At 64.6% G+C, this 12,422-nt stretch carries 11 protein-coding genes; 7 read left to right on the top strand and 4 right to left on the bottom strand.

The window, feature by feature from the left end; genetic code table 11:
• Positions 1 to 8: 8 nt before the first annotated feature.
• On the bottom strand, positions 9 to 2,270 hold the full coding sequence (gene secA2, locus AD89_RS0109465) for an accessory Sec system translocase SecA2 (RefSeq protein WP_025778359.1): 2,262 nt from the start codon (positions 2,268 to 2,270) through the stop codon (positions 9 to 11).
• Between the two features lie 42 nt (positions 2,271 to 2,312).
• On the bottom strand, positions 2,313 to 4,022 hold the full coding sequence (locus AD89_RS19310) for a 5'-3' exonuclease H3TH domain-containing protein (protein WP_231488556.1): 1,710 nt from the start codon (positions 4,020 to 4,022) through the stop codon (positions 2,313 to 2,315).
• 76 nt (positions 4,023 to 4,098) lie between these two features.
• Between AD89_RS19310 and AD89_RS0109455 the strand changes: the two genes are divergently transcribed.
• Entirely contained in the window at positions 4,099 to 5,025 is a 927-nt protein-coding gene (locus tag AD89_RS0109455) for a metal-dependent hydrolase (protein ID WP_025778357.1), read from the top strand.
• A gap of 308 nt (positions 5,026 to 5,333) precedes the next feature.
• Positions 5,334 to 6,083, top strand: a complete 750-nt coding sequence (locus tag AD89_RS0109450) for a polyprenol monophosphomannose synthase (protein WP_231488547.1) — start codon at positions 5,334 to 5,336, stop codon at positions 6,081 to 6,083.
• 126 nt (positions 6,084 to 6,209) lie between these two features.
• Here AD89_RS0109450 and AD89_RS0109445 read toward each other — a convergent pair whose 3' ends face one another.
• Positions 6,210 to 6,551, bottom strand: a complete 342-nt coding sequence (locus AD89_RS0109445; RefSeq protein WP_025778355.1) for an RNA polymerase-binding protein RbpA — start codon at positions 6,549 to 6,551, stop codon at positions 6,210 to 6,212.
• 121 nt (positions 6,552 to 6,672) lie between these two features.
• The gene (locus AD89_RS0109440; RefSeq protein ID WP_025778354.1) at positions 6,673 to 7,437 is read right to left on the bottom strand and encodes a glycerophosphodiester phosphodiesterase family protein; all 765 of its coding nucleotides are present in this window, start codon (positions 7,435 to 7,437) and stop codon (positions 6,673 to 6,675) included.
• A 56-nt stretch (positions 7,438 to 7,493) separates the two neighbouring features.
• Here AD89_RS0109440 and AD89_RS0109435 point away from each other — a divergent pair, with 56 nt between their 5' ends.
• The 5 genes from AD89_RS0109435 to AD89_RS18390 all read left to right on the top strand — a co-directional run bounded on the left by AD89_RS0109435 (position 7,494) and on the right by AD89_RS18390 (position 12,417).
• Entirely contained in the window at positions 7,494 to 7,823 is a 330-nt protein-coding gene (locus AD89_RS0109435) for a hypothetical protein (RefSeq protein WP_025778353.1), read from the top strand.
• 256 nt (positions 7,824 to 8,079) lie between these two features.
• A complete protein-coding gene (locus AD89_RS20475; RefSeq protein ID WP_025778352.1) occupies positions 8,080 to 8,901 on the top strand; it encodes a septal ring lytic transglycosylase RlpA family protein in 822 nt (273 codons plus the stop codon).
• Positions 8,902 to 9,101: 200 nt separating this feature from the next.
• Complete coding sequence (locus AD89_RS0109425) at positions 9,102 to 10,487, top strand: flavin monoamine oxidase family protein (protein ID WP_331279720.1); 1,386 nt, start codon at positions 9,102 to 9,104, stop codon at positions 10,485 to 10,487.
• A gap of 2 nt (positions 10,488 to 10,489) precedes the next feature.
• Positions 10,490 to 12,013, top strand: a complete 1,524-nt coding sequence (locus AD89_RS0109420; protein WP_025778350.1) for an APC family permease — start codon at positions 10,490 to 10,492, stop codon at positions 12,011 to 12,013.
• A complete protein-coding gene (locus AD89_RS18390) occupies positions 12,010 to 12,417 on the top strand; it encodes a helix-turn-helix transcriptional regulator (RefSeq protein ID WP_035320339.1) in 408 nt (135 codons plus the stop codon). The genes AD89_RS0109420 and AD89_RS18390 overlap by 4 nt, the downstream gene beginning before the upstream one ends.
• Positions 12,418 to 12,422: the final 5 nt, after the last annotated feature.

Genomic DNA, 12,422 nt, shown 5'->3' with positions numbered 1-12,422 from the left:
TCATCGTCTCAGCGACGGACCTTCTTGACGATGTTCTCGATATCGGAGCCGAAGGCGTTCTCCGTCGTCAGGTAGGTCCACGTCGACGACGGACGCTTCAGCCCGTGCGATTCGAGGTCGATTCCCTCCTCGGTGATCGTCGCCTCCTTGATCGTCGCCGTCGAATCGTCGATGACATCGGACCAGAAGGATGAGAAGACGCGGATCGATTCGGTGTTGAACGCTTCGTGCGGCTTCTCCCTGGCGAAGGTGCGCAGGTGGATGCCCTCTCGCAGGTCGTTGAGGAAGGCGAGGTGATCGACCCAGCGTGCGTCGAGGTGGAAGAGCATGACCTCGCGGAGAACCGAGTCGAGCAGCTCCTCCGAGTGCTCCTGCGCGATCTCATCGGCACGGTCGCCGAGTTCCTTGCGCAGCTGCTCGACGGGTTCGTCGGCCTTGCGGATCTCGGCTCGGCGTTCGAGGACGAGCTCACGCTGTTTGGCCATGAGCTCATTGAAGCGCCAGGTGTCACGATGCAGAGCGGTGTTCTGGCCTTCGGCGATGCGCTGAGCGTGTTCGACGAGGCCGAGTGCGCGCTTGGATTCGATGAGCCCGGTCTCATCTCCCTCGGAGACGAAGCGTTGGATCTCGGGAACCCTGGTGACCAGTTCGTCTTCGAGGCTGGTGAAGAACACGGACGTGCCGGGATCGCCCTGACGACCTGCGCGCCCGCGCAGCTGGTCATCGAGTCGGGATGACGGATAGCGACCGGCACCGATGACGAGGAGGCCGCCGGCCTCGGCGACGTCGTCATCGGCCAGTCGGATATCCGTGCCGCGACCGGCCATCTGCGTCGACACCGTCACGGCGCCCGGCGCGCCGGCCTTCGCGATGATCTCGGCTTCCCGGGAATCGTCCTTCGCGTTGAGGACGGCGACGTCGATTCCGCGTTCGGTGAGCCGTTCGGCCAGGGACTCGCTCTCTGCCACCGATGAGGTGCCGATGAGTACGGGACGTCTGCGGGCGTGATTGTCGACGACTTCTTCGACGATCGCGCGTTCCTTCGACTCCTGATAAGTGAACAGGCGATCGGGTTCGTCGCTGCGGATCACTGGCAGATGTGTGTCGATGGGCACGATCTCCAGCCCATAGAATTCGCGCAGATCGTCACCGACGGCCAAGGCGGTGCCGGTCATACCGCACACGGTCTCATAGCCGTGGATGAGCTCTTCGACCGTCATCTGGTCGAGAATCTCCCCGCTGTCGGTGGCGTCGAGGCTCTCCTTGGCTTCGACTGCGGCCTGGAGCCCGTCGGGCCAGCGCTGGAGTTCGGCGACGCGGCCTCGGGAGGAGGAGATGAGTTTGACGCGTCCGTCGACGACGAGGTAATCGACATCGCGTTTGACCAGCGCCCGGGCGTGGAGAGCGAGATTGACGGCGGCGAGCGTCTCGGAATCCTCTCCGAAGAGTTCGACGTCGAGTTCGTCCTCGACCCTATCGACTCCGGCATCGGTGAGTGAGACGGCATGTCGGTCGGCACTGACTTCGAAGTCGGTGTCCGGGCTGAGTCGGGACACGAGCGCTGCGATCGCGGTATCGGTGTCCTGGACGCTGGCCGAACCGGCGAGGACCAGCGGCACACGTGCCTCATCGATGAGCACGGAATCGGCCTCGTCGACGATGACGACGTCGCGTTCGGGCACCCGCTGATCGGCATCCTCGGTGAGGAACCGGTCGCGGAGGACATCGAAACCGACCTCGGTCACCGACGCATAGACGACTTCGGCACGGTAGGCCCCACGTCGTTCATCGTCGGCCTGTGCGCCCGAGATCGAAGCGGATTTCACGCCGAGGAGGTCGAACAGCGGTTTCATCCAATTGCGGTCTCGAACGGCGAGGTAGTCGTTGACGCTGACGACGTGCACGCGTCGTCCCTGCAGTGCGTAGCCGGCTGCCGCCAGCGCGCCGACGAGGGTCTTGCCCTCACCGGTGGCCATCTGCACGATGCTGCCCTGCAGGAGTCCGACGAGCCCTCGCAGCTGAGTGTCGTAGGCTCGTTCGTCGAGGACCCGCTCACCGGCTTCGCGTGCCAGAGCACAGTAGCGGATGAGTGTCTGCTGCTGGCTGCCCGATGCGAAGACCTCACCGGCGGCCTCTGTGAGTTCGGAATCGCTGAGTTCGGAGAATTCGCGCCCGGCCGCGTCCAGATCGTCGGCGGCGCGCTCGAACCAACCTGTCGTCTTCTCCGCATGAGAGCCGGGTCGGTTGAGCAGGCGAGAAAAGAATCCCATTGTCGTCCTTCGTCGTTGGTGCGTCGGTGTCGAGTCTAGCGTTCAGGACATGGGCCACGAACCGTCGACGACGGCCTCGGCGTTGCCCTTCTTCCGCAGCCAGGCCTGCAGTCCTGCCGCCTGTGAGCGCTTCCAATCGGCCTGTGCGGCCATGATCTCATCGTTGCTCAGCGCGGAGATTTCCGTGGACTTTTCGGCCAATGCTCGGGAAATGTCCAGAGCGGCCAGGGCGTCGGCGGCGGCATCGTGGGCGTCGAGGAGTTCGATGCGGTAGGTCTTCGCCGTCTCGATGAGCGTCCGTTTTCCCCTGCGATAGGGGTCGATCTGTTTGTCGACGACGAATGTGTCGACGATCGTCGGGATGATCGAGGCGAAATCGATGTCCGGTCGATGGCGGGCGACTTCCGCTGCCATCACACTGAGGTCGTAGACGACGTTGTGCCCGACGACGACGGCGCCTTCTTCTCGGAGTGCGGCGAATTCTGCACACAGTTCACTGACGACCTGGGCGGCGGCCGAACCGTTGGCGCGTGCGAATTCGGTGGTGATGCCGTGGACGGCACGCGCCGACTCCGGGATCTCGATGCCCGGATCCGCCAGCCATGTGCGCACCTGAGCAGGCGAGTCGACGAAGGCGGCGGTGACGATGCGTGCGGTGGCCGGTTCGACTCCGGTGGTCTCGAGGTCGAAGCCGACGAGCCGTGACTGCACCCACGACGCGGTCCCGGCCGACCGTGGCGCCGATTCGGCGGACTCGGTCGACTTGGGCTGCGCGACCGCGTCGGACTGTGCGGCCGCCTGGGAGGCGGCCTCGTGCGAGGCTGCGGCAGCGTCGGCTCCCGACACGGATTCGAGCGCACTGGTGAGGTTGTCGACGGAACGGCGGATGTTCTGCCCGTCAGCGGCGTCCTCGACCGCGGCGCGGTCAAGGCCGTTCGGGACGCTGTCGAGGTCGATGCCGTGGTCGACGTCGGTCAGACAGCGCATCACCTCGAGCGTCTTGTGCAGGGTCTCTTCGACCTCGATGATCGTTGCGGCCCGCTTCGGGCTGAGGCCACCGGTCTTCACGCCGGCTTTGGCGGCCTTGATGATCGATTCGAGGGAACCGAAGTTCTCCAGCAGGGTCGCCGCAGTCTTCTCCCCGATCCCGGGGGCTCCGGGCAGCCCGTCGGACGGGTCGCCGCGCAGAGCTGCCAGCTCACGGTAGCGGGTGCCGTCGGGCACTCCGTAGGCGTTCGGCAGATCCGCCTGGGTCAGGGCCTCCCACTCGCCGCCCTTGCGGGGCCGCAGAACACTGACGTCGGCGGACGAGTCGAGCAGCGCCAGCAGGTCCCGATCGGGGGAGACGATGATCACGGGGGTCGTCGATTGGGCGGCCATCGTGGCGATGACGTCATCGGCTTCGGTTCCGGCCACCTCGGCGATGGGGATTCCGGCAGCGGTGAGGACGCGATTCATGATCGGCAGCTGCACTGCCAGCTCGGGAGGGATCTCCGTGCCGGCCTCCTCATCTTTGACGCGTGCGGCCTTGTATTCGGGCATGATCGCGGTGCGGAAGGCCGGACGCCAATCGGCGTCCATCGTCGCAATGACACGATCGGTGCCGAAGCGGCGCACCATCTGGGCAACGGTGTCGAGCACCCCGCGCACGGCGTTGACCGGATGACCGTCGGCATTGACGATCGAATCCGGCACCGAATAGAAGGCGCGATAGTACAGAGCTGGCGTGTCGAGCAGAACCAAGGGCTTCACATCAGGTGACGATACCCGACCCTCCTGACACAGGTGTAGCCGCCACGGCCGACGGTGTAGCCTGTCGGCTGTGACTATGTACTTTGGTGGAGATGTTTACAGCAGTGTCGACCCTTTTGCGACGGCACTGGGGCATGCGGACGGAAAGGTCTCGTTCATCGGTTCCGATGAAGCGGCCAAGGCCCTGGACCCGGAGGCGATCGACCTCGGTGAGGACTTCCTCACACCCGGGTTCGTCCACGCCGGTCTGATCGTCGACGAATCAGTCCCGACGGCGGCCGACCTGTACGCGCAGGGGTTCACCCATGTGCACGCGATCGGCAGCGCCGAGCAGATTGCGCAGTTCGCTGCCGACGCCCCGGACGGTCTGTCGATCGTCGACTACCCGCAGCTGGGCTCCGGCTCCGTCGAAGCCGGACGTGCTTCGATCTCCGCGGCCGATCTCCTCACGCTCGAGGATCTTCCGGCGCTGAGCCTGTTCATCCTCGTCGATTCGAACGACCAGCTCACCGCCGTGCTCGAGGTCCTGCGTGCCGATGCCGCTCATGCCCAGCGTCACGGTTACCGTCTGCGGCTGGACTTCGCCGTTTCGGACGAGCAGGTGCAGTCCCTCGGCCGCAGCGGAATCGCCATCACGCTCGACCCCGCGCAGCCGCAGCCCCTGGCTCAGCTGCTCTCGGCCGGGGCACAGGTGTCCTTCAGCCATTCCGAGACCTCACCCTGGGCAGGAGTGCGCAGCGCCGTCGTCGGCGACGGGGGCATCGGTGCCCGCGCTGCGTTCAACGCGGCGACCCGCTTCGCTCATCGCGCGGCCGGACACCCGGAAGGGGGAGTGCTCGCGCCCGGAGCCGATGCCGATATCGTGCGGTGGAAGGTCGACCGTCTCGTCGTCCAGGTCGCCGACCCGCGCGTCGCCGCCTGGAGCACCGATCCGCGGTCCGGGACTCCGGGACTGCCCGAGCTGTCTCCGGACGTGGCTCTGCCCACCCGGGTGGAACTCTGATCCGGACCTGCAGACGCGGGAGGGCCCGCTGACGCCTCAGCCGGGTCAGGCGTGTCCAGCCGACACGCCGATAACTCGAAATTTTCGTTCTTCCGGTTGGGCCTGTGACCTGCGGTTTCAGGTATCAGCCCAGGTCACGGCGATTTTGCGAAGTCTCGATGGGCCACTAGATTCGAGGTGAGCATTCCGCTTGATGCGGGATGGAGTCGGCACTCCCGTCAATAGATAACTCGCTGCCACGGCAGCGTGGTCCGAAGGCGGGGGTGTCGACTCATTGTCTGAGGCGACGACCGCGTATCGTGGAGTGCGTGCTTTCCAAGATTCTTGTCGTCATCCCCACCTTCAACGAACGTCTCGCCCTCCCCGTGACTCTGGCCGGACTGTTCGAACAGCAGCCTGATATCGACGTTCTCATCGTCGATGACAGCTCCCCGGACGGAACGGGGGAGTGGGCCGATGAGCAGGCTGCGGCAGATCCCCGGATCAACGTCCTCCACCGCACCGAGAAGTCCGGACTCGGCATGGCCTATATCGCCGGATTCCAATGGGCGCTGGAACGCGACTACGAGATCATCTGCGAGTTCGACGCCGACGGCTCGCACCGTTCCCTCGACCTGGGGCAGCTGCTCGACGCTGCCGCGGAGGGGCGAGGAGACCTCATCATCGGATCCCGGTGGGTTCCGGGCGGAGAGATCGTCGACTGGCCCAGATCCCGGTTCTTCCTCTCCCGCGGCGCGAACGTCTATGTCAACACGGTCATGGGATTGGGAGTCAAGGACGCAACGGCAGGATTCCGTGCCTACAGACGTCCCGTGCTCGAGGCGCTCGATCTCTCCGACGTCCAGTCGCAGGGATACTGCTTCCAGATCGACATGACCTACCGCACCGTCGAGGCCGGGTTCCGGGTCGCCGAGGTGCCCATCGTCTTCGTCGAACGCGAGCTCGGCGAATCGAAGATGAGCGGCTCGATCATCACCGAAGCGTTCACGAAGGTCGCCGGTTGGGGCCTGACTCGCCGTCGCAATCAGCTGCGTCGTCTCCTCACCCGCACCCCCTAACCCCCTCAATTGCTACCTGACGGCGGCCTAGCAACCTCGCGCGAGGTTGCTAGGCCGCCGTCAGGTAGCAATAAGGGGTGCGGGTCCGTTGACCTGCACCCCTCGTGGGTCCCTGTTGCGGCTGGTTCAGCTCTGGGCCGGCACCTCACCGCGACGGATCGCGAGGCGTTCGTCGAGGAGCACCTGGAGTTCGTCGAAGGACCGGCGTTCCAGAAGCATGTCCCAGTGGGAACGCACATGCTTGACGGGATCGCCGTCGGGCTCGTTGACTCCGACGCGGACGCCGATGCCGTGCATTCCGGAATCCCAGGTCGAAGGGACTTCGGCTTCGATCGAGAACGGCACCTTGAAACGGGTCCCGTCTTCGCATTCGAATTCGACCATCTGGCGGGGTGCCGGCTCGACGCCCTCTTCGGTTTCGAGGCTGCGCGAGCCCAACTGTGTTCCGCGGAGACTGCGTTCGCTCATATCTAAGACCTTCCGACTCGACTGCACACCTTGGACGCAATGCAACAGTCTACCGTGCCCGGATATTCCTCGCCGACAGCCCCGGGGCGGCACGCGCCAATCGACGGGGAGGAACGGGCAGTCAACCCCGGTGATGCGCCAGAACCTCGAGGCCGAGTTCGACATCATCGGTGACGATTCCGTCGACTCCGAGGTCGAGCAGCGACTGCATCGTCGGCGCATCATTGATCGTCCAGACATGAACGAGCAGGCCCGTCCGGTGAGCTCGGGCGACGAAATCGGCAGTGACCACGGGAATCTTCTTGAACGACGCCGGCACTTGCAGCGCGTCGACTCCCGGAGGCAGGGCAGCGGCCCCGTGATCGGGGAGACCCGGCAGTCGACCGAGGGCGAACAGCGCTGTCTCTGTCGTGCCTGTCGACGTGCGCACCCCAGGCAGGGCGGTGCGCAGCCGTCGCAGGGTTCCTGAGTCGAAGGACGCGAGGCGGATCCTGTCAGCGGCATGGAGATTATGCACCAACCGGATCATCGGACCGATGCTGTGAGCGGCCTTGACATCGATATTCCACTGCACCTCGGGCAGCGCGGCCAACAGAGCCTCGAGACGAGGGAGTCGGCCGCCTGCGAGAAGGTCGACTTCGTCGAGTTCGTCAGCAGGGAGTTCGCGGATGGAACTGGACATCCCGGCGATGCGGTTGAGGTCGGCGTCATGAGCGGCGAAGAGGATGCCGTCCGCGGAGGCGTGGACGTCGGTCTCCATCCACCGCACCCCGGCAGCGGCGGCCGCGGCGAATGCCTCGAGGGTGTTTTCGCTCATCCCGGGCCACAGTCCGCCTCGGTGCGCGATGATCTCTGGGTCTGCGATGACCTCCCGCTGGGAATTCATGCTCCAATCCTAGTCAGGGTGTTGATTTCACCGAGGCGCTGTTCAAGGATGGAGTCATGAGCTCACACCGCGAACCCCTCGAACCCGACGATGTCATCGACGCAACCGCGAAGACTCCGACCGAACGCGCACGCCGGGTCGCCGGACGCGCGTACAGTGCAGCGAGCACCGGTGTGAGGAATGTGCGTGAAGCGACATCGACCTCTCGCCTCATCGAAGTCGGCGAGAACGGCGTCAACCGCGCATTGGGAAGCATTTCGCACGCCATCGATGACGCTGTGCGCAGCGGCAAGGTCGAACGGGCCTTCGACCGAGCACAGGAGACCGTGACGACCGGAGCCGACGGTGTCCGGAAACTGGTGACGCGCAAACCTCGTCGTCCCTGATCGGTTCCGTCCGCGAACCGGCTCGACGGATCAGCGAATCGGCAGTGGGCCGACGCTGCCCGTGAACAGAGTCTCAGCAATGTGGCACACCGAAACGGTGTGCCACATTGCTTTTGTAACAGTTCCTTAACTAGAATCTGTGGAGATAACGATCAGATAACTTGGAGCCAATCCTCAAGCACACGGCTGCGAGAGGTCTTCCCCCTGCATCTCCGAGTTGCCGAGACACTCTGTGACGATGACGAGGAACACGACTGTGGGCAGACACTCAGCTCCGAACACCAAGAAGACCGGCTCGATCTTCTCTGCGCTGTCAGCGAAGAAGAAGACCGGACGCCACGCACCCGCCGACCGGCAGAACACCGCCGGGGGAGTGCTGGCAGCGGTCCGCACCCGCCCGGTGCTCTCCGCGTTCATCGTGCCGACCGCCGCAACGGCAGCCGTCGTCGCCTCGAGCCTCGCAATGGTTCCCAACGACTCTTCCACGAGCGGCCAGGTCGTGGCCGAAGCGCCGGCCGTCGCCGTCTCCGAGCCGACGCAGGCCACCGACGAATTCCTGGCCAAAGCGAAGAAACAGGCCAAGGAGAAGCCGGCAGAGGTCACGATCGACACTCATATCGAGACGCCGAGCCCCAAGCCGTCGAAGACTGCCGAGACGAAGGACGAAGGATCGCCCGGTGGCGGAGAGACGTCCGGCGGCGGAGAATCCTCTGGCGACGAGGGATCGTCCGGCGGAGCCGCGGACGAGAACGACGGACCGTCGAATTCCGGGAAGTCGACCGGCGTATCGGGCAGCTGCCCGATGTCCTACTACGGCGGCGGTGACGGATTCGACGGCAGGCAGACTGCCAACGGCGAGATCTTCGATGCCAATAAGCTCACCGCCGCCCACAAGACTCTGCCGTTCGGCTCCAAGGTGAAGATCACGAACACCGCCAATGGCAAGTCCGTGACCGTTCGCGTCAACGATCGCGGTCCCTACCACGGCAGCCGCTGCTTCGACCTGTCGAAGGCCGCCATGGAGGCAGTCGGCGGCGTCGGCGCCGGACAGATCAACGGCAAGTACGAAGTGCAGTGACGCCGTCTGCGGCAGCCGCTGATTGCGGAATCCGCAGGTTCAGCGACGCAAATGCGAGTTTCGAACTTTTTGACCCTATAGGCAAAGGTAATCAGTCGCTGATTCGAGCCTAGGGCTACGGATTGCTCTGTCGCTGCGAAATTCGTATTCGTCTCTTCGACCTTGGTTTTCGACTGTGGGGTAGCTAACCTGAAGCCACCATCACACAGTCTGTCGAGGAGTTCCACGTGTCCGAAGTAGCTCGTGACGTCGTCATCATCGGAGCAGGCCCATCGGGCCTGAGCGCGGCCCGTCGGCTGCGGAAGTCCGGACGCAGCGTCATCGTCCTCGAAGCTCGTGATCGTGTGGGCGGACGTACCTGGACCGAACACATCGACGGGCAGATGTTCGAACTCGGCGGACAGTGGATCTCTCCAGATCAGACCGCGCTGCTGGCTCTCCTCGACGAACTCGGCAAAGAGACCTACCCCCGCTACCGCGACGGCGACAGCGTCTACATCGCACCCGACGGAACCCGCACCGTCTACTCGGGCGAGATGTTCCCCGTGGGGGAGTCGACCCAGGCCGAGATGGAACGTCTCATCGGCCTCCTCGACGAGCTCGCCGCCCGAATCGGACCGAAGACCCCCTGGGATGCCGAGGACGCTGCCGAACTCGACTCGATCTCCTTCCACCACTGGCTGCGAGAGCAGTCCGAGGACGAACTCGCCTGCGAGAACATCGGACTGTTCGTCGCCGGCGGCATGCTGACCAAGCCCGCCACCACCTTCTCAACGCTCCAGGCCATCCTCATGGCCGCCTCGGCGGGATCATTCTCGAACCTCGTCGACGATCATTTCATCCTCGATCGTCGCGTCGTCGGCGGAATGCAGTCGGTCTCCGTGCAGATGGCCGAGCAACTCGGCGGGGACATCGTGCGCTTGCAGCAGCCGGTCCGCCGGATCGAATGGTCGGAGACCGGAGTCCACGTCTCGACCGACGATCTGAGCGTCAGCGCAGACCAGGCGATCGTCGCCGTTCCGCCGAACCTCTACTCGCGCATCAGCTACGACCCACCTCTGCCGCGGCTCCAGCAGATCTTCCACCAACACCAGTCCATGGGGCTCGTCATCAAGGTCCATGCCACCTACGACACTCCGTTCTGGCGCGAGGACGGACTGTGCGGAACCGGGTTCGGTGCCTCCCGTCTCGTGCAGGAGGTCTACGACAACACGAACCACGGCGAAGAGCAGGGCACCCTCGTCGGGTTCATCTCCGATGTCAACGCCGACGCCATGTGGGCCCTGGACGAGGAGACCCGCCGGGCGACGATCCTCGAGGCGCTGGCCGAATTCCTCGGCCCGAAGGCTCTCGACCCGCGCGTGTTCTACCTCTCCGACTTCGGTGCGGAGGAATGGACCCGCGGTGCCTATGCGACCAGCTACGACCTCGGCGGTCTGCACCGGTGGGGGCCGTTCCAGAACGACCCGGTCGGACCGATCCACTTCGCCAGCTCCGATATCGCCGCCGAAGGCTACCAGCACGTCGACGGAGCCGTGCGCATCGGCACCGCCACCGCCGAGAGGATCCTCGGCGAGATCTCCTGACCATGAGCAGCACACAGCCGTCACCGTCGACGAACACGAGCGGACTGAGCGCCAAGGGGCTCTCCGCCGGCAAGATCGGAGCCATCGGGGGAGCCGTCATCGGCATCTCCTGCATCGCCCCGGCCTATACGCTGACTTCAGGATTGGGCCCGACGATCTCCGAGGTCGGGGTGCACACCCCGGCTGTGCTGCTCATCGGCTTCGTGCCGATGCTCCTGGTCGTATTCGGCTACCGGGAACTGAACACGGCGATGCCGGACTCGGGAACCACCTTCACCTGGGCGACCAGAGCATTCGGGCCCTGGCTCGGATGGATGGGCGGCTGGGGACTCGTCGCTGCCACCGTCCTCGTGCTGTCCAATCTCGCGGCCGTGGCCGTCGACTTCCTCTTCCTCCTCCTGTCGCAGGTGTTCTCCGATCCGTCCATCGCCGAACTCACACGGGTTCTGTGGATCAACATCCCCGTCACGATCATTCTCACCGCCGCCGCAGCCTGGGTGTCGTATCGGGGAGTCGAAGCCACGGAGAAGCTGCAGGTGTGGCTGGTCGCTTTCCAAGTGCTGGCGCTGGGATGGTTCGTCATCGCCGCGATCGTGCAGGTGGCGAACGGCACCGCCTTCGACCCGACCCCGGTCTCATTCGACTGGTTCAATCCGCTGTCGGCCGGCGACTTCTCCACCGTCGCGGCAGCGGTGTCACTGTCGATCTTCCTGTTCTGGGGCTGGGACACGGTGATCACGATGAACGAAGAGGCGAAGGATCCGGAGAAGACCCCGGGCCGAGCCGCCATGCTCACGATCATCGCGATCGTCATCATCTACATCGCCTGCACGATCGCCGTCATCTCGTTCGCGGGCATCGGCACCGAGGGGCTCGGGGCGGGCAATCCGGACAACCAGGAATCGATCTTCGCCTCACTCGCCGGCCCGGTCATGGGCCCCTTCGCGGTTCTCATATCCATTGCGGTGCTCTCCTCGTCTCTGTCGTCGCTGCAGGCGACGATGGTCTCGCCCTCCCGGACGATCCTGGCGATGGGCCACTACGGAGCGCTGCCGGAGAAGTACGGCCGTGTCTCCCCGCGGTACAAATCGCCGTCCGTGGCCACCGTCACCTCGGCGGGAGCGGCGATCATCTTCTACGTCGTCATGCGTCTGCTGTCAGAGAACGCCCTGTGGGACACGATCACCGCTCTGGGACTCATGGTCTGCTTCTACTACGGCATCACGGGTCTGGCCTGCATCTGGTACTTCCGCCGCAGCCTGTTCGCCTCGACCCGCACGTTCTTCTTCCGGTTCCTGTTCCCGCTCATCGGCGGAGTGACCCTGCTGGTCATCTTCGTCACCACCGCGATCGATTCCCTCGATCCCGACTACGGATCGGGATCTTCGGTCTTCGGCATCGGACTCGTCTTCGTCCTCGGCATCGGAGTGCTGGCCCTGGGCGTGGTCATCATGATCATCCAATCTCTCTGCCATCCCGACTTCTTCCGTGGACACACCCTGAAACAGGGAGTCGACGAGGGGTGAATGAGCAACTAGTGGCTCTGCGCCGAGTCCGGGACCGCATCGACCGCGAGTTCGACCAGCCCTTGAGCGTGGAGGCCCTGGCCACAGGCGTGCACATGTCCGCCGGGCACCTCAGCCGTCAGTTCAGAGCGGCCTTCGGCGAATCGCCGTATTCGTATCTCATGACGCGCAGGATCGAACGCGCCATGGCCCTCATCCGTCGCGGTGATCTCACGATCACCGAGATCTGCTTCACCGTCGGCTTTTCCTCCCTGGGCACCTTCAGCACCCGCTTCAGTGAACTCGTCGGACTCTCACCGACGCGCTACCGCGACGGTGTCGCCGCAGGCGAGCACCGGCTGCCGACGATCGTGGTGAAGAATGCCCTGCGACCGGTCAGGAATCGAGAAGTCCCACCTGACTGAGCAGT

Origin of the sequence: Brevibacterium sp. VCM10 (genome assembly GCF_000583215.1) — a bacterium.
Lineage (GTDB): Bacteria > Actinomycetota > Actinomycetes > Actinomycetales > Brevibacteriaceae > Brevibacterium > Brevibacterium linens.
Note: the sequence above shows the minus strand (reverse complement) of the source record. Positions and strands in the feature narration are given on the sequence as shown.

Bases quoted from the DNA above. Each gene is read 5' to 3' on its own strand.
- secA2 (WP_025778359.1), bottom strand. From the start codon at position 2,270: ATGGGATTCTTTTCTCGCCTGCTCAACCGACCCGGCTCTCATGCGGAG.
- AD89_RS0109455 (WP_025778357.1), top strand. From the start codon at position 4,099: ATGTACTTTGGTGGAGATGTTTACAGCAGTGTCGACCCTTTTGCGACG.
- AD89_RS0109445 (WP_025778355.1), bottom strand. From the start codon at position 6,551: ATGAGCGAACGCAGTCTCCGCGGAACACAGTTGGGCTCGCGCAGCCTC.
- AD89_RS0109440 (WP_025778354.1), bottom strand. From the start codon at position 7,437: ATGAATTCCCAGCGGGAGGTCATCGCAGACCCAGAGATCATCGCGCAC.
- AD89_RS0109435 (WP_025778353.1), top strand. From the start codon at position 7,494: ATGAGCTCACACCGCGAACCCCTCGAACCCGACGATGTCATCGACGCA.
- AD89_RS0109420 (WP_025778350.1), top strand. From the start codon at position 10,490: ATGAGCAGCACACAGCCGTCACCGTCGACGAACACGAGCGGACTGAGC.